Genomic DNA, 21983 nt, shown 5'->3' with positions numbered 1-21983 from the left:
ATTATCGGAAATAGTTCTCAACACGGGGGTGCTCCTCAGCGCAGCGAACACGGACACGGACACGGCGGGAACCAGCTGTCAACGGCGGTGTGCTGGTCACGGGCCTGGTCCTCGGCCTGGTCCTGGGGTGTCGCGGGCGGCGGCCGACCCGGCCAGGAGGTCGATCACGCCCCAGGAGGCAAGCAGCGGTCGGAGTGCGTCGGTGACTTTGTCCGGTAGCAGGTCGGGAGTGACACCGTCGGCTTCGACCGCGGCGTTCGGTGGGATGAACACCGCGTCATCGAGCAGCGTCGACAGTCGTGGCCCGGTGGCGCCGTCGATCCCGACCGGCCAGCGTTTGGCGCCGTTGACGACCAGCGCGCACACCGGTGCCGCGACACCGGCCTGTACCCAGGTGTCGTGGCGGGCCAGGACCTGCTCGGCGGCGCGCAGCGACGGCCGCGTAGCGCGCACGACCAGCACCGGGCGCGGCATCGGCTCCCCGCCGCGTAGCCAGCCTCCGGCACCGGAGGTCACCGACGCTGCGGCCCGCCAGCCGCCGTTGCCCAGATCAGCGACGGTGACGTGCAGCGGTCGCGGCGGCGGGGACGGGAGCCAGTCCGGCGGCGCGGGCACCATCCCCGGTGTCACACCGGGGAGCGTGGTGTCGAGGCGGGCCAGCAGCGCACCGGTGCCGGGACGGCCCCCGCGCCAGCTGTAGCGGACCTGGACCTGGTCGGTGACCGGGCGGGTCCACGGCCCGTCCGCGCCGGCGGCCTGAGCGAGACCGGCCCGGGCCGGATCGTCGGCGTCGATGAGCAGGCAGCAGCGTTTGTCCTGGTGGGCGATGTCGGTGATCGCCGCGGCGACCGTCGATGCCCCCGCGGCGGGGGACCCGGCCAGCACGGGGATGACCGCGCCGAACGGTGTCCAGTCCGCCGCCCCGACGTGGTCGGGCCACACCTGCCGGGCCCGGGCTGTCACGGCGGCGACCGTGGCGCCCATCTGCTCAGCCAGGGCGAGCGTGTCGGTAGGACTACCGGCGCGGGCGGTACGGGCCGCGGCGACGGCGGTCAAATCCACGATCATCTCCACATCCGTTGCATCCAGGCCCGCCCCGCCGCCTCGGCGGGCGGCGGTACCGAGCAGGTGACACAGCTGCGGGACCGACCGCGGCCGCGCCGCCGAACCGGCCGCGGGCAGGCCGGGACCTTCCACGGCGCGGTCGTCGGTGCCGTCGGTTGCGTTGGTGGCGGCGGTCATCGGAGCCCGAGTCGCTTCGAACAGGCCGGCCACGCCGCCCAGCCCTGCACGGCCTGCACGCGTTTGGCGACCTCGATCTGCTCTTCCCGGCTGGCCTCGTGCGCTTCGCCTTCGCCGCCGAACGCCCGCCAGGTCGACGGGGAAAATTGCAGGCCGCCGGCGTAGCCGTTGCCCGTGTTGGTGCTCCAGTTCCCGCCGGACTCGCAGTGGGCTAGCTTGTCCCAGGTCGAGCTCGCCGCCGAGGTTGCGACTCCTCCGTCTGTCACCGGCGGCGGCTCGGCCCTCACCCCGGCCCTACGCGGCTGCTCACCAGCAGTGCCGCCACGAGCGGCGTGGTCATCGGTAGCGGCCACGCCGTCCTCGGCCCGCTCACCAGCAGCGGCGTCTCCGGTGGTGTCGTTCCCGGCGGCACCGGTGCCGCTGTCGGTGCTGGTCGTGCGGCTGCCCTTCACACCGGTGCCGGCACCGGTGCTGGGGCCGGCGGTGCGGTCGAGGGCGTCGAGGAGGTCCTGGGCGACCGGGTCGACCTCGGCTGCGGCGCGGGCCTGCGCGGTCAGCTTCTCGATGCCCGCCGACACCGCTCCCGAACTCGCCGACACAGCTCCCGACCTGCTGGTCTGGGTCTCGGGCGTTGCGCTCGTGTCCTGACCCGCGCTGGTGTCCTGACCAGCGCCGCTCTCGGTAGCGGCGGAACTGGACGTGGCCTCGGCGGTGCTGCCGTTTCTGCTGGTCTGGGTGCGGGTGATCGCTGCGCCGGGCCGGACCTCACCGGCCTCTGACTCTGACTCCGACGGCGGCTTCGGTGTCGGGGCCGTGCCCGCCGTGGGCTGGTCGCTGTCGGCGGTGGCGCGGAGGTGGTCGAGGGCGTCCAGATCGGCCGGGTCGGCGCCCAGCGCGGCGAGGCGATCACGGTCGAGGGCGTCGAGGACGGTCGCCCCGAGCTGGGTGGCATCGGCGTCACCGGAGGTGGCGATCGCCGACAGCAGGTCGCTGACCATCCCGATCGCCTCCCGCGCCGCCGCAGCGTCCTCCGACGACGAGGCCTGTCCAGGGCCGGTCTGCACGTCGGTGACGACGGTGTTCGACGATGTCGAACGCGGGGCGGTGGCCGGTGTCGAGTTCGCGGGTGTTGAGGTCGCGGGTGTTGAGGTTCGGGGCGTGGTCGGCGCGCTGCTCGGGGCGGGATCGGTCGTGTCCCGGCTGTCGGTGGCCCGGTCGCTGCTGCTGTTGGGGCCGGTGGGCGTCGGTGGTGTCGTGGTGGGTGCGGCTGGGGCAGGCAGCGCAGCAGCAGCGGCCGGTGCCGCCGGTTCACCAGTCGGTGCGGGCCGTGCCGCGGCGGTCTTTTCCCCCGCGGGCGGTGTTCCCGGCGCCGCCGGCGCCGTGGCCGGGCGGGGCTGGTCGGTGCAGGCCGCCGGGACCGGCGGCGCCGCGGCCCGCGGCCGCTCCACCCGTTCCGTCGGTGCTGCTGGTGCTGTGACCGCGGCGCGGGCCTGGTCGACCGCGCCGAGAACGGCCGCGGCGCCGGCGGCGGTGTCGTCGACGAGGTCCGCCGCAGGCGGAGGCGGGGTCGTCAGGTCGGCCGGGGTGGGACCGAGCCCGGCCGCGGCCAGGCGCACACCCACCTCGCGGACCTGCGGATCAGCGCTGTCCAGGTGGTGAAGCTGGTCAGAGACGTCCACGGCGTGCTGACGCCACTCGACCGACTGTGTGGCGGGGCGGAATCCGAGGTCGGTGATCTGTTCGGCGAGGGCGTGGTCGGCCGGGTCGGCGGACAGGGACAGCTCGGTGAGCAGCGCCCGCGCCTGGGCGCGGGTCTCGGTGGCGGCGGCATGCTGGCGGGCGGCGATGTTCTGGTCGCAGTCGCCGTTCGCGGTCAGCCCGAGCACCGCCACCGAGCGCCGTTCCGGGTCGGTGACGACCGCGACGGCGTAGCCGCCGCCGCCGAGTAGCGCGGTCGCGGTCAGGACCGCGACCGCCGAGCGCCGCACCACCACCGGCGCCGTCGACGGCGCCCGGGCAGGAAGCAGACGGTCCGGCAGGCGTCGGCGCGGTACGTGGTCGGCCCACGACGGCCGCGCAGCACGCCGCCGAGACAGTCTCGGTCGTGGAGACATTCGGGGAAATCCTCCAGGTCAGCGGGGGAGCAGACGAGCCAGAAAACGAGCGAGCACAGTAGGCAGTGGGCGGCTACGACCTGCCCACGTTGTTGATCTTGTCGGTGATCGAGGTCGAGGAGTCCGCGTCGGTCGAGCCGGCGCTGCCGCCGGAGGTCGTGGACGGGCCCTCACCGGCGGCGAGGCCCCACTGCTTGACCCAGTCGACCTGCATCCGCCCGGACTCGCCGTCTCCGCGCGGGAACCAGTCCAGCTGCAAACAGAGGTGCATCGGGCCGGGCGGCAAGATCGAGGTGTCTTCTGTCTTCCACCATTCGCGGCCGTCGACGAACGCGGTCACACCCTCCGGTGTCCACTCGACCGCGTAGTTGTGCCACTCGGTGGCGTCGATCTTGAGTTCGCCGTGGACCTGGGAGTTGTCCGCGCCGTAGTGCAAGAACAACTCGATCTTGTCCCGGGCTGGGTCCATGATCTCGGCGAAGTCGATCTCCCCGCCGACCGGGAAGTTCTCCTGCGTGGGCCACAACAACGCGAGGGCGTTGTAGGACGGCGAACCGGTAGGTGCGCGCATCCGCGTCTCCCACCGTCCGTATTTCTGGGAGTGCGCGGTCCAGGCCAGGCCGGCGGTCGTGCCGTCCCCGGTCCCGTCGATCGTCAGAATGCCGTCAGCGACGGTCGCCGCGGCCGGGGAGCGGGTGCCGTTCCCGGCATGCCCGGGGCCGTCGTAGGCGTTCCAGCCGGGCCCCAGCTGTGTGCCGGTGAAGTCGTCGACAACGTCCGGGGCACCCCAGCCGAACACCTCACCTGCGGTGTCGCCCTGGTCGGGCACGCCCGGCAGCGCAGAAGAACCGCCCTGCGCGTCCTGTCCGGTCTGTCCGGTCTGTGCTGGATGCTCGGTGGATCCGCTTTCATGATCATCCGGGTGGCTCCCGGGTGTGGTGGTGTCGGGCTGCTGATAGCAGGCCGCGGGGATGAAGCCGGGCTGGTCGGCGCCGACGCTGGTCAACGCCGCCCGCCACATCTGCGCCCGCTCGGAACGATCGCCGTCGAGTTCGGCCAGGACGTGCACCGCAGTGATACGCCAGCCGCACTCGACTCGTGCGTCCGCCGGGACAGGCGCGGCCGGAGTGAACGCGACCGCCAGCGACGTCACCGCCGACACCACCGTGCTGACCAGGCCCGATCCGATCACCGCATACCGGCCTGACGGTCGGCGTGGTCGGTGCGGAAGCCGTGCGAGGCCAGACCATGAGTGCGGCTCTGGAAACCGTCGGCGACCACAGCGGCGAGTTCGAGGACCGCGTCCCGCGTCGCCGGTGCGAGGGCGTCGAGGTCGATGATGTCGCCCGTGGCGAGGTGTGGGTCGGCGGGAAGTTCGACCACTGCCCGCACCCTGGAGGCGAAGTAGTCGCGGATGACGGTGTCATCGACATACCGGGACTGCCTGTCACACGACAGGACGACCACGGCGTCGCGGACCAGGTCCCGATACGGAAACCGGCCCTGGTCGTCCTGGTGGGTGGCGAGCCATTGCAACGTCCGCGCCGCCCGCGACGCCCCGTCCTTCGTCGGGGCGCCGACCACGACCAGGGAATCCGCGTGGCGCAGCGTCCCTTGCATTGCTGAGTGCACCAGGCCGGTCCCGCAGTCGGTGAGCAGCAGCTCGTGATAGATCGAGAGCAGGCGCAGGACACGCTCGTAGTCGCGCTCGGAGAACATCTCCGACAGTTCCGGGGTTTGCTCCGAGGTGAGGACGCGTAGGCGTCCGGCGAGGTGGGTGTAACCCGACAGCTGCGTAGAAGTACGGACCTGATCCAGATCCCGCAACAGGTCCCGCACCGTCCGCTTCCCGGCTTGGGCCTCGCCGACGAGGCGGTCCCCGAGTGTCCCGGCGTCAGGGTTGGCGTCGATGGCGATGACTCGGTCCCCGCGGTACTCAGCCATCGCCAACCCGAGCGCACAGGTACACGTCGTCTTCCCGACACCACCCTTGATCGACCCGACCGCGACGCTGAACGGCCCCGACAGCGGTGTCGTGATCCGCCGGACCTGCTCCTTCAACCGCAGCTCGGCCTCGGACAGGCCTGGGTTCCACCGCCCGGCCGTCATGGCGTAGACCGCAGCACGCCAACCGTGTGTCGGCGCGGCCAGCTTCGGCCGCACCACATCGGCGAACGCGCCACCATCAGAGAAACCGGCGACCGGAACGTCCTGGCCGCCGAGCTCGGCGGCGGTGTCGGTGTTCCAGAACGCCGCTGCTGTCTCCGCTGGCTCGGGCGCAGGTCGAACGGGCTGCGAACCAGGACCGGCCCCCGCCACCAGCTGCTCCGGGAAGCCGTTCGGCACCGGCTGCTCGGCGGGGACCTCGGGAGCTGTCGCTGCGGTCGGCGGCGGCGCGGGCGTGGGCGGTGCGCCGGGTGCGGCCCACGCCGCCGCATCGCCGGTCAGCCACGACGGCGCCCCGGTCGGCGTCGACGTCTCCGGCGGCGGCACGTGGTTGCCACTCGGCATCAGCGGTCACCTGCTTGTTCACCGGTGGCTCCGGAGAGCAGACCGGGATCGACGACCAGGCGGCCGTCCTCGGGTGCGCGTGTGACGGGCACGGTCATCCGCACCCACCGCGGCTCGCCCGCCGTCCACGCTGCGTCCGACTCCGGTGGGGCGCAGGAGCGGCCGATCGTCCCCGCCGGCTCCACCAGACCGCCGCGCTCAGCGGCGTTCTCGGGATAGTCGGACTCGGCCACTGCCCCGGCACGGGCATACGGAGTGGCCCGGACGACGACCTCGACGAACACCACCGTGTCCGAGCGCCGATACAACCGCCCCGGCAACGGGGAATCCGCACGCTGACGACCCGCACCCGACCAGCCCCACGTACACGCCTGCGCATCGACGAGGACCTCACGCAGGACCTCGGCCCGCCGCCACGGCACGTCCTCATCGAAGGACTGGAAATCGCAGGCGAACCGGCCCGCGAACGCCGCCGCCTCCACATCCGACACCGGCTCCCAGGACCGCACCGACCGCGTAAACGACGCTTCCTCAGGCCCCCGAGCCAGCGACCGTCCACGGCGGGCCTGCGGCGCTGTCGACGGGATCTCTGTGTTGAACCGCGCTTGCGGCGTAGCTAGTTCGATCTCGGCCTCGGGGCATGGACGGCGCTGTTCGGCATGGACGGGACCGAGCGCTGTTGGTTGGCTGGCGGGTCGGGTGCTTCGTGGCCGCCGCGGGGTGATGGCGTGAACAGACGCCGTACCGGCAGCACACGGGGCTACCGAGGCCTCGGCGGGGGCGCCGCTGGGGCTGTTGTGGGACGTGCTGTCGATGCCCGGTGCTGATCGCCACGGCGACGTCTGTTCTGTGGCCACACCGCGAACCCGTCTCGCCATCAGGTCAGGCTCCAGGGGCGAGCCAGTGGCTCTCTTCATGGATCGCCTCGATAGGAGATGCACCCCTGGTTCGCCCGCGGTCCCCGTCGAGCGAGGCAGGCAACAGGCGCGCGAGGTCCGCCGCATGACTGACTGCATGCCGCCGATCGCTCACGGAGAATTTTTTACCAGCGTAGCTAGTGGTGTGCAAGCTTGACGGGAAACCTTATGGCGGCAGTGGGCTTCGAGGAGGGAGCGCGCTACGCTGTGATGAGATGCTCGGTCGGAGGGAAGGTGTGGCTGGTGACGGACAAGCAGGAGGTTTCCCCCAAGCTGGATTCGCTGGCGGACCGGATCAACTACTTGTTCGCGGCGTTGCCGCCGCCGGACGGCTCCCGGGCCGAGTACGCCAACCAGCATGTCCTCACGTGGCTGCGAGAGCATGACTACGAGCTGTCTCCCTCGCACATCTCCGAGCTGCGCCGCGGGATCAAGACCAACCCGACCATGCGGGTCTTGCAAGGCCTCGCCAACTTCTTCGAGGTCCGGGTCGGCTTCTTCTACGGCGATACCGACGCGGTCCGAGACACGCTCTCGGAGCTCCGGCTGCGTCGGGCGATGCGCGAGAACCAGGTGACCGACATCGCAGCCCGGGTCGCGGGCATGAGCCCTGCCCATCGTCATCTCGTCGCGGACTTCATCACCGACGTGATCTACAAGCACGGCAAAGGCGGCAGCTCATCATCCACCTGACGCCGACGGTAGACGCTCCCCTTCGTCCTGCACCTGCGAGACGAAAGAGGCGGCATGCCTGGCCCCAAGGATGACGACGACAGTCTGGCCTTGCGCCTCCGCCGACTCGTCGACCTGACCCAGGTACGCGGCCACTCGATAGCTGGCACGGGACAGTGGCAGAGCTTTCGCGCTTATCTGAGCAACCTTCCCGCAAGTGAACTCCAGGGAAAAGCGACACCGAGCGACAGCGCCCTGGGCGTTCTCGTCGCTGCGCTCCACGACGATCCTTCGCCGACACAGCTGGAGGACGTTGCCGTTTTCCTTGAAGCCCCGCCACGCTATTTCGACATGGCCCGACCACGTCACAAGGTTGAACGGGACCTCCTGCTCGCACAGCTTTGCAAGGTTGGCGCCGGGGGTATGCGGCTTTGCCGAGGCCAGCCCACCGGATTCGAACTCGTCGAGATCCTCGAATGCGTGCTCGACATCGCCTGCAGACACAGCGCCCCGCCCGTCGACGCTCTCTAGAGAAACTCCTGCACCCTACGAGTGACTGGACTGTTGCTAACCGTTAGACATGCGTCTCTCCAGGACCCCCGGAAGCTGTACTCAGGCCGCTACAGATGGTTAGATGTACTGGTCAGGGAACATGGCGAGCGGGAGGCGGGCAGTGAATGAACGAGAGCTACGGAAGTTCGGGAAGGCGCTCCTGACGGAGCTGGGCCTGCGGAAACCTCCCGCCCCGCCGGAGTTCTGCCGTCGCCTCTCCGAGCATCTCGGCGTCCCCATCGTTCTGGAAAGCGGTCGCCGCCCTGGGGTTCGGTCGTATGCGTGCGTCGTCCCGTTTCCCGATCAGTTTGTGATCGCCTACTTCGACACGCTTTCCCCGGCCCGCGTCAACTATGTGATCTACCACGAAATAGCGCACATCATCCTCGGGCACCTCGCCGGGAACACCAGCGGCGTACCACTTGTCTGCGGCGCACTCTTCTCTAAAGACGAAGACGAAGACGAAGACGAAGACGAAGGTACCCCACAGAAGTCATTTTACGCCACCCCCCGTGAGTGGGAAGCAGAGACAATGGCGGCAATCCTGTCGGGCTGGTCGAAGATGCCGATCCAGGCAGACTGGAAACACCTCGGTCCTTACGGAGATGCACTAGGCAGAGCGTTCGGCGGGCGAGGGGTCTGAAATCGGCATGTCCTACTTCTTGTTGACCCTCTGCGGTGTAGCTTTCTTGTGGCAGATCACCGATGCGGTCCGTTCAAAAGTATGCGTCGAAAAGTTGTCAGCGGTACTGTTTTGCCTGGGTCTCGGGCTTATGGTGTTGCTGTATCGCCGCGACGTGACGGTCGTTATCGACGGACTTTTGGGAGGCAACTTTACTGCGCTTGTGCGGAACCTGGTCCTCGTCACCGCCTTCACTGCGATGCAACTATTCCACCTTAGAAACATCGCAAATATTCGAGTTTCTTTGCGAAAATCCGCTCAGTCTGTCGAGTTGACACTAATGTCAATTACTGCGGCGATAATGGTCGCCGCCACAGCTTCGATCGGGACCGGTGCCGATCTAGTTGCCAGCAAGGAGAATCTCCACTCCCCGGCAGTTCTTACCTTCTTTGTCATCGCAAGCGTGTACTTAATATATGCGTGCCTGACTCAGATCTGCTGGACTACCCGCGGTCTGCTGACTGGAACGATTGGTAGAGGAGCTGAGTTCAGGTTCGCAGCTCTGTGCCTAGCCATCGGCTGCATCGCATACCTGACACTACTCAGTCGTCGCATGTATCACTACAGTGTAGCTATATTCGTCAGCCCCGATCAGGTCACCATGACAGCCTGGGCTGCGGAGATATTTTTGATTCGCACAAGCATTCTGGCGATGCTCCTTGGAGTCATGTTGCCAGTCGCAGTGGCAGATATAAAACGATGGGCCAATTGGATTAATGCATTAATTTCCGACATCTGGCTGCGGCCGCTCGACGTGATCGCCTGTACTCTTTTTCCGCGTCTACTCATTCCGGCTGAACCTGAGGGGCGAGGTAGAGACGGCGACGGTGTCGAGCCAGGGGGTGGCCCAGGCGGCCGTGTCTCGCCTACCGCGCGTGAGTTGCGGGAGAACAGGTGCAGTGATGGGTACGGTCGACTGCACGACATCATCGCGGGGGAATCACATGACAGTCGGGCTGATGTCGCGGCGGTCATCGACGTCCTCGCCGCGATTCCCGGTGGGCTCCCCACTGAATGCGAGAGTGGGGATACCCGGCATCTGATCCGGATATCGCGGTGGTTGAAGAAGAACCGTGTCGCGGACATGCTGGCTGGGATGAACAACACGCCGCGAGCGGCGGTAGGGGTAGCGGGCATGGAGAAGGGCGAGATCTGATGGTAACGCTGTATGAGGCGGATCGGGTGATCTCGCCCGGGGCGGAACTCCCCGATGGTGCGGACGCGGTCCTGGTCGACGGCAGGTGTATCGCCGCGGTCGGCCGAGCTGGTGACCTGCGGGCAGGACACCCGGGTGCTGACGTGCGGAGTTTCCCCGGCGCGAGCATCATGCCCGGGCTGATCGACAGCCACGTCCACCTTGTCGCCGACAGCACGACGGCGCCGTTCACCACGGCGACGACCGGAACGTTGACCGAGGTCAGGGCTCTGGCCCGGCGGAACGCGACCGCCTGTCTGCGGGCGGGGATCACGACCGTCCGCGACCTAGGCGACAGCCGTGGTGTGGTCGCCGACCTCCGTGACACCGCCGCGCCCGCAGCGCCGCGGCCGCGGATCCTGTCGGCGGGGATGCCGTTGACGATCACCGGTGGGCATTGCTGGTACCTCGGTGGGGTCGCTGACACTGCTGCTGAGCTCCGTACCGCGATCGACCTCGCCGCCCCGACGGTGGACCTGATCAAGGTGATGGCCGGTGGCGGCTACCTCACCACCGGCGGGCCCGGGGTGTTCGACGCCCAGTACTCGACCGAGTTGTTGAAGGTCGTGGTCGACCACGCCGCCCAGCACGGGCTTCCGGTGGCTGCGCACGCCCACGGCAGTGAGCCGATCATCCGGTGTATCGACGCCGGTGTGGCGACGATCGAGCACTGCGGGTGGCGCTCGGGGCCTGCGCAGCGGAACTGGGACGACGACAGTGCCCGCGCGATGGCCGTCCAGAACACCGCTGCGGGGACCACGACCCCGACGCACTGGCGCACGATCGCCGACATGGTCACCAGCACCGCCACCGCGTCCGGGTCGGACTACCAGTTCGGTGCCCAGATCACCTGGATGGACTCCCACGGCGTGCCAATTCTCATCGGCACCGACGCCGGAACCCCGCAAGCAGTGTTCGACGACATCCGCACCCCTCTGGAGCTGTTCGAACAGCTCGGGTTCACCCCGGCCCGGATCATCGAGCTGGCCACCACCCAGGCCGCCCGGATCCTCGGGCTCGCCGAGACCACCGGAGCGGTCCGCCCCGACCTCGACGCCGATCTCATGATCGTCACCGGTGACCCCCTCGTCGACCTCGACGCGCTCCGCCGCCCGGAACTCGTCATCGCCCAAGGCACCGCCTACACCCCCGACCGGCTCACCGACCCCACCCCCGTCCCCGGCGCCTCGGTCACGGGGACGTCGTCTCCGTGAGCGTCGTCAAAATCCACGTCCTCCACCTCGACGACGAGCAACGCGCCGACGTGGAGGAGCGGTTCGCGGCCTGCCGCGCGGCCGAGCACATGACCGACGTGCCCGGGTTCCGCAGCGTCGAACTCCTCCGACCAACCGACGGGCAGCCCCACTACTTCCTGCTCTCCCGCTGGGACGACGACGCCGCCTACTGCGACTGGCTCGCCCACGGCACCACCTACCGAACCATGACCACCGCCAGCGTCGACCTCCTCGAATTCGACGCCGTCGAACCCCGGCACAAACAAGATCTGATCATTCATATTCTGCAACTCTGGTCACTTTCACGAGCGGATACGAACACGATGACAACGAGCATCACAGCAGGGAAATGTGTTATCGACGTTACGGACAGCGGCGGGCCGGGCGCCGCTATCGTGTTGGCTCACGGTTTCGCTTTGGATCGTTCGATGTTCGACGGCGCGATACCGGCATCTCCGGATCGGCGGGTCATCACCTGGGACGCACCTGGTCATGGGGACAGTCCGGCCAGCGATGAGCCGTTCTCGTTCTGGGATCTCGCGCGGGACCAGCTGGCAGTGATGGACGCTCTCGGGATCGACAAAGCAGCGGTCGGCGGCTGTTCACAGGGTGGTTTCATCGCACTCCGGACTGCGTTACTCGCGCCGGAACGCGTGACCGCACTCATCCTGATCGACACCGAAGCCGCCGCATTGGACACGGCCGAGACCGCCGCATATCAAAACATGTTCGCGGCACTAGCCGAGGCTGGTCCGACGCCGGAACTGACCACAGCATTATCCGGGCAGATCATCGGAGACCATCCCGCCGCGGACACCTGGGCCCGGACCTGGCAGACCCGCGGAATCCCCCTCGGTCACCCGGTCGATTGCCTGCTGAACCGTGACGACATCACCGACCAACTCCCCCAGATCAGAGTTCCCGCACTGGTAGTGCGCGGTGAGCACGACCACTCGATTCCCCCGGAACGGCAGCAACAGCTCCGCGACGCGCTCCCCGGCCCGAGCGAGGTACTTGTCATCAACGGCGCCGGACATTCCCCGACGGTGACCCACCCCTACGCAGTCCGTACGGCCGTGGACCACTTTCTGACCGCTACAACTTTTCATTTACAGTAGGAACCCGTGACTTTCTCTCCCGATAACCGGATCACCGCGACCGCCTACATCGATCCGGTGTGTCCGTATGCGTGGATCACCGAACTCAAGCGCACCCGAACGACGAGCAGCGATGAGTGACCTCACGCAGGCGCTCGCGGCGCGGGCCCCGGACCTTCCCGACATCCCGTTGTTCGGTGGTGTCACGGTCGGTCAGGTGTTCGTGGCGGTCGCGGCGGTCGTGGTGCCCGCCACCGTGGTCGGGCATGTGCTGGTGTTGTGGGCGTGGGCCCGCGGCTGGGAGCCACACCGCCTGCGCACCGTCGCTCTCGTGGTCGTGGCCGCCGCTGTGCTGGCCGGACCGATCGTCGGAACGGTCCCGTGGTGGGGCGCCGCGACCGCGGGTGGCGCGGTCCGGCAGGCGTGGGACGGGCACTACCTGTCCGCTGGGATCGACTCCGCCGCCGCGACCGCACCTCTCGTGGCGGCGGCGTCTTGGGTGTGGTGGCACTTCTACACCAAGCGGATGCGGTCCGGTGTCGCCCAGGCCGCCGGGGAGCGTCATGTCCGCCGGCAGCTGCGTATCCGCGCCGGTGCGGCGGAGCGGCGCGCCCGCCGCGAGCGCATCCCGCTGACCAGCCACGGCTGTGACGGCGTCCCGTCGGTGGTCCTCGGCCCCCGGTATGAGACCGTCCGCGCCCAACCGGACCTGCTCACAGACACCCTGACCGGCCGCGCCGCACCCTGGCTGGAACTTCCGCTGGCGCGGATCGCGCTGCACATGGCGTGTATCGCCGAGACCGGCGCCGGGAAGACCACGATGCTGGTGCGCTGCTCAGCCTGCTGGGCCGAGATCGCCTGGACCGCCTACAACCAGCAACAGAGCACCGGCGGGCCTGGCGGGGCGCGGCCGTTGGTGATCTTCCTGGCCGCGAAGGGCGGCCCCGACGCCGACACCGACGCCCACGAATGGGCCGACGCGATGGAAGACCTCGGCCTGCACCCGGACCGTGTCGGGGTGTTCCCGTTCGAGACGCGGCTGAACATGTGGCGCATGCCCGCCACGCAGCTCCGCGCCGCCCTGCACAAACTCGCGAAAACCGATCACCGCTTCTACGACGTCCTGCAACGCGGCCTGCTCCACCTGATCATCGACGCACCGACCGAGAAACCACCCGCCTCCTCGGCGGAGTTCCTCCAACGCCTCGACCCGGCCTGGCTCACGGCGGCGTGGGCGGGGCATCCGGTCGAGGAACGCAGCATCGCCGCCCTGACCAAGACCACCGGCGCCGGAGCGGGCGCCTCATCGCTGGACTCCGACCTGTTGCTGTTCGCGGATTTGTTCCGCAGCATCGGCGGCGACTTCGACGCCGGCCAACCCTTGTCGGACTTCGACGCCCTCTATGTCTCCGTGCCCGGCGCCACCGACCAGGTCGTCGCCGCCACCAAGACCGCCGTCCTCATCGAACTGCTCACCTACGAACTCGGTGTCGCTCACGACGGGCAACGCCGTCAGGTGTTGTTCGTCATCGACGAGTTCTCCGCGGTCTCCGGTGACACCGCCGGTGACGTCATCAACCTCGTCGAACGGCTGCGTTCCCTGGGCGGCTCGGTCATCGTGTCCGCCCAGTCCTATGAAGGCCTCGCCGACACCGAAGACCAACGCCGCCGGCTGCTGGGCGCGATGGGCGGCGGCGCCCTACTCGGCCGCACCAGCAACGCCGAACAACTCGCCGAGCGGTTCGGGACGCGGCTGGTCGACGAAGTCGGCTACCAACTCGACGGTGGCCGTATGACCGGTGTCGGCACCGTGCGCCGCCAGCACACCTACCTGCTCGACCCGAACCGGCTCCGACAGCTCCCCCGCCACCACCTCGCCTACGCCACACCCGACCAGGTCGTCTACGGCGTTGTCACCCCACTCGCCGCCTCGCCCGCGATCGTCGGCTCGCCGCGGCGGACCGCACCCACCGACGGGCCGGCCCTGTCCCGGCGCCGACTCACCGCAGGCCAGGCCGCCGCGATCAACCGGCGCCGCCACCGCCCCGGCACCACCGGGCCCGACAGCCGCAGCAGCGCGACCACCGAGTCCGCACCACCGCCGCCGCCGCGGTGGACGACACCGAGTTGGATGGACGACACCACCACCGACAACCGTGACGACGAGACGAACGGATACCCGCTGTGAGCACAGAACAAATCCCGGATTACCCCGATGTCATCCGAGTCGGCCGACAGTCTCCGACACCCGAGACAGCCGGCCAGTGGGTCCTGCTGTCCGGTGCCTCTCCCGAGGCATACCGCTTCTACCATGTGTTGCGCGTCTACGCCGAGATCGAGCTACCGCCCGGTCAATCGATCTGGGGCATCGTCAGCGCGCTCCCGGAGATGACCGAGCAGAAGACGTTCGAGGCGTTGTTCGAACTCGAAAATCTCGGCGCGATCGACCTCGAACAGGCCCGCACCCCGAGAACCAGCATCTTCTGTTACACCGTCCACGAGGCGCCGTATCCCGGCTACGCCGGCCCGGTCGACGTCGACGACCTCTATAACCGCAACCCGGACCTGCACCCATGAACACGCCCACACCCACCGGCCAGGACCGGGCCCAGGCCGCCGCGCTGCTCGGCGTCCCACCCACCGCGACGCCAGAGGCACTACGGGCGGCGTGGCGGACCGCGGTCCGCCACGCCCACCCTGACCGGGGCGGTGACACCGAACGGTTCATCGCTGTCAACGCCGCCTACGAACTACTCACCACACCACCCGCACCGCCGCCAGCCCGGCCGACACCGCCTACACCGACACCGCCGCCGCCGGGACCGCAGGGCACAGCTACGCCAAGCAGCGACCTCCCGGGCTCTCCCGTCGACGGACTCCTGATCCTGCGGGTCGCCGCTCTGCTGGTCGCCGCTGGTGTCCTCACCGCCGGTGTCGCCATGATCGCCGCACCGGTCGCGGCCGCCATGGTCGCGTTGGTGGCCACGGCAGCGGTCGCCCACCACGTCTACCTCGCCACCGAGACTCACCGCCCGGGCTGAACCCAGCGGGGTCGTGGGGCGGGCGCCGACTAGACCGCGTTTGCTCCGACCGCGAAACAGGAGTGGGCCTTCGCCCTCGCCATCACCGCAACCCGACACCAGACACCGGACCGGCCGGTGCTCGGGTTGCAGGCCGGGGTCGTTCTCTTTTCCCTGGTCGCGGCCTCGATGAACCTCCTCCACGGCCTCGAACAGGGCCTCACCGCCGGTGTCGTCATGGCGATCGTGTCCATCGCAGGCGTCGCCGCGCACCAGCTCACCCTGGCCGGAGCGCCCCGCTCGCGGGCCGAGCGCCGGGCCGCGCGCCTGGGAACGCTGGTCGCGGCGAAGACCGAGAAGGCACGGCGCCTCGCCGTCCGCGACGCGGTCGCGGTCATCGGAGCGGACGGGACCGCGTCCCTGACCTACCGGCCCGGGACCTACCAGGTCCACCGCCGGGCTCTCGCCGCGACGACCGTCCCGGGACGCCCTGCCGCACCAACCCAGCCGGTCGGCATCAACATCGCCGATGACTGGGACTGGGCACTCGCCGCTCTGGTCGAGGGCGCGGGATGCGTCGGATCGCGGCTCACCAACGACCTCGACCACCAGGCCGACCCGGCCCCCGACTGCCTCGACTCCGGGGTCGACTCGCACCCCGACGATGATCATGGGGGTGGTGTCGCGCTCCTCGACCGAACACCGGACGAGTCGGGCAGGGAGTCGAGGCCTGACCTGCGACAGTCGACCCACCCAAGATCATCGTCGACCCTCGGAGTCGACCCCGACCATGATCTTGAAACCGGGTCGACTCCACGCAGTATCGATGATCTTCGCCAGCTCCTCCGGGCCGCCATCGCCGACGGCCGCGTCGACCCCGGCTCGGCCGAATCGATCCGCCGGACACTGCGCTGCTCCGCTGCCCGCGCCCGCCAACTCCGCGACGAGGTCCGCGGCGAGACCGGAGGCCCGCGATGAACAACGACGACCGTGAGAAGAACGAGAAGTCTGGCGGCGCCAGCCCGAACCAGCACGCGCCATCAGGGGACAGACTGGCGCCGGTCATCACCCTGCACCACCACGACCAGCACACCGACGACACCCCCGAGGTCGTCGAAGGCGAGATCGTCGACCCGACCTGCGGACCGCAGGTGGAAGACCCCGCGCCCGGGACACCGGGGGCCGAGGTGGTGTCGCGGCGCGACATCTACCGCTCCGACCTGCACGCCGCAGGCCGAGGCGCCCTCGCCGTCGCCACCCACCCCGTCACCGTCGGCGGAACGAAGGCCCTGGTCCGCAACACGTGGTTCGTGTTCTCCGGCGCCGGTGTGCTGGTCCAACGCTGGCGCGACACCCACGGCACCACCCGCTATGAGCGTCAGATGCGCGCCGCTGAAGCCGCAGGTGACCAGGATCGCCTGCTGGAGTGGGAGGCCCGCGACGTCGCCGAAAAGGCCCGCCGTCATGGCCGGGTGATGGACTGGGTCAACGCCCCGCTGGCCTGGGCACGCGCCGCCGGAGTCGGCGCCCTGATCACGCTCGGCATGCTGGTCGGCCTCGGCGCCGTCCTCGCCATCGCCGCCAAGGACATCTCCCTGGTCATCGCCCCCATCACCACCGTGATCCACACGATCGCCTGGGTCGTCACGTTCGTAACCGTCTACGCCACCGTCCTCACCACCCTCGCCCTGACCGGGGCTGCGCTCGGGCTGTGGGCACTCGGCCGAGCGCGGACGGAGGTTCCGGCCTGGGTCGCCACGCCATCACCGCCTGACCAGGCGCGCGGGGAGCTGGTCACCGCCGACGGGATCGTGACCGCCCTGACCCATCTGCCCATCCCGAAACTGCGCGACGCGATCAAGAAGAACAGCTGGACACCACGGTTCGCGCTGATCCCCACCCGGGAAGGACACGGCGCCTTCCGCGGCTACCGGACGATCTTCGACCTCCCCATGGGCGTCACCCCGAAAATGATCACCGACCAGGCCGAAGTCCTCGCCCGCAACCTCCACCGCATCACCGTCGAGGTCTGGGCCAGCGACCACGGCAAAGAACCCGGCGGCACCGCCGGATACGTCAACCTCTACGTCGCCGACTCCGGCGTCATGGACAAACCCACACCCGCCTACCCGCTCCTGCACGACGGGCAGACCGACGTGTTCACCGGCGTCCCGATGGGCATCACCCAACGCGGCGAGCCCGTCACCATGCCCGTCGTCGGCTCCAACTCCGTGTTCGGCGGCCAGCCCGGGCAGGGCAAGTCCAACGCCGTCCGCGTCGCCGTCGCCGGGATCGCCCTCGACCCCCTCGCCGAGATCCGGGTCCACGTGTTCGCCCTCAACGGCGACTTCGACGCCTACACCCCCCGCCTGTCCCGCTACGACAAAGGCGCCACCACTGACCACGTCACCGCCGCCGCCGAACACCTCCACCACCTCTACGACGAGGTCGGACGCCGCGAAGGACGCCTCGCCCAGCTCGGAGCGAAGAAGCTCACCCGGCCCATCGCCGCCAAACACCCCGACCTGCGGCCGCTGGTCGTGGCGTTCTCCGAGTGCCACGAGCTGTTCTCTCACTCTGAGCACGGCTCCCTCGCCGCCGAGCTGGCCATCGCCGTGGTCAAACGCGGCCGCAAGACCGGCATCACCCTGATCTTCGACACCCAGTCCGCCCGCGCCAACGCCATCCCCGGCCAGCTCGTCGAGAACGTCGGGTTCAACGGCTGCTTCGCGGTCAAGACCTGGCGTTCCAACGACGGGTTCCTCGGCGACGGCAGCTTCGCCGCCGGTATCCGGGCCACCGAGCTCCGCTTCAACACCGACCGCGGCACCATGATCACCACCGGTGCCACCGACGAACTCTTCGACCTCGTCCGCACCTACTTCATCGACGTCGACGACGACACCGGCTGGGACCAAGCCACCGACATCATCACCCGCGCCACCACCAACCTCGCCGCACATACCCCCAGCGCGACCAGCCACGACACCGAGGACGAGATACCGGCGCGCAGTCTGCTCGCCGACCTCATCACCGTCTGCGGCGGCGAGCGGGTCCCCGCCGCTGACCTCCCCGCGCGCCTGCGCGACCTCGCCCCCGACTGGGCGCCCTACCAGCGGCTGACCGGGACCAAACTCCGCGCCCGCCTCGCAGCCGAACACGGCATCCACGTGCCCTCAACGAAGAACAAGTACCCGGTCGACCCCGACACGCTCCGTGACACCCACGCACGGGAAGAACAGACCGCACGAGACGAGGACGACACGGCCGGAGACGACGACACTGGCCACGGGTGAGGTCGAGAACCAGACCACCCCGCCTCGCGAATCCGGCCCCTCAGCGGGGTCTACGACGGGCGGCCTCGCCCACCTAACCATCTAACTCGCCGCAGTTCAGCAGCCCGGGAGCGCGGTGGGCGGGCCAGGTGAAAAACCTAACCCGCCCACCCCGACCTCACCCATCACCTCACCTCGCACCTCACCCACGACGCCACCCCACGCCCCGGTCGCGCCGCGACCCCGCCATGCCCAAAACAGGAGACCCCATGAACACCCACAGTCACCACCCTGAACGACCGGAACCACCCGCCGCCCGAACGCTGGCGGTCCCGATGTCGCGCCCGTCCGAGACGGATCGGGCCGACGCCCTGGAGGTGATCGGGCACCTCGATCCGGCCGTACTGGCCGCCGTGCTCGGGCGGGCGCAGCCGACCGCGCCGCTGCTGGTCGCCGCCCGGCTGGGCGTGGAGGTCGCCGACCTGCGCCACGCCCACGCGACCGCACTACGCGACGCCAGCAAGCAAGTCTCGGTCGCCTACACCGCCGCCGGGCTCGCCCGACAGCCGTCCTGGGCCGAACTCATGCGGCGCCGCTACCCGCCTCACGGCGACCGGCCTGGATGGGCGCGAGGGGACGCGGCATGACCACCACCGCAGACGACGCCCTCTGGGCCGTGGGCAAGTCGACCCGGACCGCAGCCCGCCCCAGCGGGCGAGGACCGGAAGCGACGCGGCAGCACCTTTCAGCCGCGCACCGGATGTCGCGGCTCGCAGTCCAGGTCGCCGACCGACGTGAACTCGCCGTCCTCGTCGACGGGCCGTGGCGCGGCCGCTGGTACTGGGCCGACCAGCTGACCGACATGCAGACCGCGTCCCGCCGCTACCCGGACGGCCACCCCGCCGCCGAGCTGCGCACCTACGCCCCCAGCGGCGAGTTCGCGCCGCACCCGGCCGAGCCCGAGGTGACCGGTCGCGTCTGGCGACACCACCCGCACCCATCCGCAACCGCCGCAACCACCTTCAGGAGGACGACGTGAACGACCACGACGAACCCGCAGGTCAGGCCGAAGGTTCCGAATCCGGCACCTTCGACACACCGACACCCGAGCCCCCGAACAGCACCACCAGCCACGGCGTGGACGGGGCGGTGATCCTCGACGACCTGGAAACCGCGCTGCGCCGCTACGTCGCCCTGCCATCCGACGCGGCCGTGGTCGGTGTCGTGCTCTGGATCGCCGCCACCCACGCCCAACCCGCCTGGGCCCACGCCCCGCGCCTGGTCGTGCGGGCTCCGGAGAAGCGCTGCGGGAAATCCCGCCTCCTCGACGTCGTCGAAGGCGCCTGCCACCAGCCGTTCATCACCGTCAACGCCACACCGGCAGCGGTCTACCGCTCCATCACCGCCGACCCACCCACGATGCTCGTCGACGAGGCCGACACGATCTTCGGACCCGCAGCCACAGGCCACGAGGACCTCCGCGGACTGCTCAACGCCGGACACCAACGCAACCGGCCCGCGAAGCGCTACGACCTGGCGAAAAACCGCGTCGAGTCGATCTCGACGTTCGCGATGGCCGCCCTCGCTGGGATCGGACGCATGCCCGACACCATCGAAGACCGCGCCATCGTCGTCCAGATGCGCCGCAGAGCCCCCGGAGAACACGTGGCGCCGTATCGACACCGACGCGACCGGCCGCGCCTCCAGAAGCTCGCTGAACGCCTCCACGGCTGGCTCCGCGACGACCTCACCGCCCTGGAGGCAGCCGAACCCGTGATGCCGGTCGAGGACCGGGCCGCCGACACCTGGGAACCGTTGATCGCGGTCGCCGACCACGCAGGCGAGCCCTGGCCCGAACGAGCCCGCCAGGCGATCCTCGCGTTGCAAGCCGAAGACGCCGGGGACGACCGCTCCGAACGCATCCGACTCCTCGCCGACTGCCACGCAGCGTTCGGGGACGAGCAGGCGTTGCCGACGATGCGGCTCCTCCAACAACTCCGCGCCGACCCCGAAGCACCCTGGGCCGACTACGGGCCACGCGGCGAAGGACTCACCGCCCGACGACTCGGCGCTTTGCTAGGCGAGTACGACATCCAGTCTGTCCAGACGCAGTTCCCTGGACTGGGGCGAATCAGGGGATACCACCGTGACGCGTTCGCCGACGCCTGGCGGCGCTACACACCAGACCTCGTCACCAACGGTGATGCCACCGCCCAGGGGGGCAACTGACCGGCGTTTCTGCTGTTCAGCGCACCCTTGTGGCGGTCCTCGGATCGTTTGAGCGCGTCGTTCGGTGGGGGCCTGCTCGGATTGATCCGAGCAGGCCCCTCAATCCGAGCAGGGGGAAACCCGCCGCTGACCTGCACAGTTAGCAGTACTTGCTCGGATTGCTCGGATAGGCTCGGATTGGGGGTGGTTTCGGGACATCTCCCAAAATATCACTCTGTGTGATCGGAGGTGGGGCGTGCCACGGCGGTCGCCCACTCACCGTGTCGCCGGGCGTCAGCGAGGAGGCGGCCGACGATGGCGGGGGTGTCGCCGGTCTGGGCCGCAATCTCTCGGTAGGTCAACCCCTGGCGGCGGAGCGCCACGACAGCTTCGCGTCGTGTTCTGGCTCGTTGTTCATAGTCAGCGCGCGGCTCGGCCACCATCCTGACAACGGTGGCGCGAGTGATCCCGAATTGCTCGGCGATTTCGCGAGCGGTCCTGGTGCGGCGGCGCGCGACTCTCGCCGTCATAAGAGAGCCGCTTTTACTACTAGTCGCTGAAGCTCGGATGAAGCATCAACTTGACTCCCGCCACGCACGAGTCCTCCGGGTCGGCTGTTTCCGGCGAGTCCTCCGTTGCGTCCTGATCCTTTGCGTCCGCGTGCGGCTTGGATGGCGGAGAAGGCGGCGTCGTAGGCGGCGGGGCCGTCGTTCCACATGCGGGAGTAGTTGATGGTCCAGTCGGAGATGGACTGGGAGATGTGGCCGAGTTCGTTTCCTCCGAGGGGGTGGGGGAAGTCGGCGTTGAGGATGGCGACGTGTTTGGCGACAGCGGCGCGGTAGCCGTCGGCGTCGCCCCAGTGGTGCCGCATTTCCCGGTAGGCGAAGCGGCGGACCATGTGGAACAGGGTTTCGTTGCGGGAGTAGCCGACGGGTGCGCGGCGGCGTTGGTTGTGCCATGCCCGGCCGGGCATGTGCCCGGCGGCGGTCAGGATCGCCCCGAATTGGTTGAGGGTGGAGGTTTTGTCGTGGAGGATGTGGGTGATCCAGCGGGAGTGGAACGGGTTTTTGATCAGCCGCCCGGGATAGGACGGGTCCCCCCCGACGGCGCGCCGTAGGGCTTCTTCGATGGACAGGCCGTAGCGGACCGCGCGGCGTGATCCGTAGGGGTGCCGGTAAGGATCGTGTCATCAGCCGCAAACGAGCGCTGGGGGCTTGACCCTGAATCTCTGGTCGCGGCGGTGTCCGGGGGGTGGGAGTAGCG

19 protein-coding genes and 2 pseudogenes are annotated in these 21983 nt (G+C 69.1%); 13 read left to right on the top strand and 8 right to left on the bottom strand.

Annotated elements, in window-relative coordinates; translation table 11 throughout:
- Positions 1–96 precede the first annotated feature (96 nt).
- The 5 genes and pseudogenes from KPL57_RS58730 to KPL57_RS58710 all read right to left on the bottom strand — a co-directional run bounded on the left by KPL57_RS58730 (position 97) and on the right by KPL57_RS58710 (position 6358).
- On the bottom strand, positions 97–1242 hold the full coding sequence (locus KPL57_RS58730) for a hypothetical protein (RefSeq protein WP_226358652.1): 1146 nt from the start codon (positions 1240–1242) through the stop codon (positions 97–99).
- Between the two features lie 5 nt (positions 1243–1247).
- Positions 1248–1508, bottom strand: a pseudogene (locus KPL57_RS58725) (transglycosylase family protein); the annotation flags it as partial.
- A 1921-nt stretch (positions 1509–3429) separates the two neighbouring features.
- A complete protein-coding gene (locus KPL57_RS58720) occupies positions 3430–4548 on the bottom strand; it encodes a glycoside hydrolase family 16 protein (RefSeq protein WP_226358651.1) in 1119 nt (372 codons plus the stop codon).
- Positions 4545–5867 (bottom strand): MinD/ParA family protein, encoded by a 1323-nt coding sequence (locus KPL57_RS58715; protein WP_226358697.1) that lies wholly within the window; start codon positions 5865–5867, stop codon positions 4545–4547. Before KPL57_RS58715 ends, KPL57_RS58720 begins: the two co-directional genes overlap by 4 nt.
- Positions 5867–6358 carry a hypothetical protein gene (locus KPL57_RS58710; protein WP_226358696.1) on the bottom strand — a complete coding sequence of 164 codons (492 nt, stop codon included), beginning with the start codon at positions 6356–6358 and terminating at the stop codon, positions 5867–5869. The genes KPL57_RS58715 and KPL57_RS58710 overlap by 1 nt, the downstream gene beginning before the upstream one ends.
- 669 nt (positions 6359–7027) lie before the next feature.
- On the opposite strand from KPL57_RS58710, the gene KPL57_RS58705 reads away from it, so the two are divergent.
- Positions 7028–7477, top strand: a complete 450-nt coding sequence (locus KPL57_RS58705) for a hypothetical protein (protein ID WP_226358695.1) — start codon at positions 7028–7030, stop codon at positions 7475–7477.
- Here KPL57_RS58705 and KPL57_RS58700 read toward each other — a convergent pair.
- Entirely contained in the window at positions 7466–7960 is a 495-nt protein-coding gene (locus tag KPL57_RS58700; protein WP_226358694.1) for a hypothetical protein, read from the bottom strand. The two genes, KPL57_RS58705 and KPL57_RS58700, sit on opposite strands and share 12 nt — an antisense overlap.
- A gap of 130 nt (positions 7961–8090) precedes the next feature.
- Between KPL57_RS58700 and KPL57_RS58695 the strand changes: the two genes are divergently transcribed.
- The 12 genes from KPL57_RS58695 (at position 8091) to KPL57_RS58640 (ending at position 20741) form a co-directional block, all read left to right on the top strand.
- The gene (locus tag KPL57_RS58695; protein ID WP_226358693.1) at positions 8091–8651 is read left to right on the top strand and encodes a hypothetical protein; all 561 of its coding nucleotides are present in this window, start codon (positions 8091–8093) and stop codon (positions 8649–8651) included.
- Positions 8652–8658: 7 nt separating this feature from the next.
- Positions 8659–9846: a hypothetical protein gene (locus KPL57_RS58690; protein ID WP_226358692.1), complete on the top strand. Its 1188-nt coding sequence runs from the start codon at positions 8659–8661 to the stop codon at positions 9844–9846.
- Between the two features lie 143 nt (positions 9847–9989).
- Positions 9990–11099: an amidohydrolase family protein gene (locus KPL57_RS58685; protein ID WP_226358691.1), complete on the top strand. Its 1110-nt coding sequence runs from the start codon at positions 9990–9992 to the stop codon at positions 11097–11099.
- Complete coding sequence (locus tag KPL57_RS58680; protein ID WP_226358690.1) at positions 11096–12238, top strand: alpha/beta fold hydrolase; 1143 nt, start codon at positions 11096–11098, stop codon at positions 12236–12238. Before KPL57_RS58685 ends, KPL57_RS58680 begins: the two co-directional genes overlap by 4 nt.
- A 112-nt stretch (positions 12239–12350) precedes the next feature.
- Complete coding sequence (locus KPL57_RS58675; RefSeq protein WP_226358689.1) at positions 12351–14405, top strand: TraM recognition domain-containing protein; 2055 nt, start codon at positions 12351–12353, stop codon at positions 14403–14405.
- Positions 14402–14794, top strand: coding sequence for a hypothetical protein (locus KPL57_RS58670; RefSeq protein WP_226358688.1), 393 nt, complete (start codon positions 14402–14404; stop codon positions 14792–14794). Before KPL57_RS58675 ends, KPL57_RS58670 begins: the two co-directional genes overlap by 4 nt.
- Positions 14791–15258 (top strand): J domain-containing protein, encoded by a 468-nt coding sequence (locus KPL57_RS58665; RefSeq protein ID WP_226358687.1) that lies wholly within the window; start codon positions 14791–14793, stop codon positions 15256–15258. Before KPL57_RS58670 ends, KPL57_RS58665 begins: the two co-directional genes overlap by 4 nt.
- A gap of 168 nt (positions 15259–15426) precedes the next feature.
- Entirely contained in the window at positions 15427–16215 is a 789-nt protein-coding gene (locus KPL57_RS58660) for a hypothetical protein (RefSeq protein WP_374203947.1), read from the top strand.
- Positions 16212–18533, top strand: coding sequence for a hypothetical protein (locus tag KPL57_RS58655; protein WP_226358686.1), 2322 nt, complete (start codon positions 16212–16214; stop codon positions 18531–18533). The genes KPL57_RS58660 and KPL57_RS58655 overlap by 4 nt, the downstream gene beginning before the upstream one ends.
- Before the next feature lie 248 nt (positions 18534–18781).
- Positions 18782–19159 carry a hypothetical protein gene (locus tag KPL57_RS58650; RefSeq protein ID WP_226358685.1) on the top strand — a complete coding sequence of 126 codons (378 nt, stop codon included), beginning with the start codon at positions 18782–18784 and terminating at the stop codon, positions 19157–19159.
- Positions 19156–19551, top strand: a complete 396-nt coding sequence (locus KPL57_RS58645; protein ID WP_226358684.1) for a hypothetical protein — start codon at positions 19156–19158, stop codon at positions 19549–19551. The genes KPL57_RS58650 and KPL57_RS58645 overlap by 4 nt, the downstream gene beginning before the upstream one ends.
- Positions 19548–20741 (top strand): DUF3631 domain-containing protein, encoded by a 1194-nt coding sequence (locus KPL57_RS58640; RefSeq protein WP_226358683.1) that lies wholly within the window; start codon positions 19548–19550, stop codon positions 20739–20741. Before KPL57_RS58645 ends, KPL57_RS58640 begins: the two co-directional genes overlap by 4 nt.
- Before the next feature lie 505 nt (positions 20742–21246).
- On the opposite strand, the gene KPL57_RS58635 is transcribed toward KPL57_RS58640, so the two are convergent.
- On the bottom strand, positions 21247–21618 hold the full coding sequence (locus KPL57_RS58635) for a hypothetical protein (RefSeq protein ID WP_226358682.1): 372 nt from the start codon (positions 21616–21618) through the stop codon (positions 21247–21249).
- 114 nt (positions 21619–21732) lie between these two features.
- Positions 21733–21879, bottom strand: a pseudogene (locus KPL57_RS73275) (replication initiation protein); the annotation flags it as partial.
- Positions 21880–21983: the final 104 nt, after the last annotated feature.

Source organism: Pseudonocardia sp. ICBG601 (genome assembly GCF_020496245.1).
Note: the sequence above shows the minus strand (reverse complement) of the source record. Positions and strands in the feature narration are given on the sequence as shown.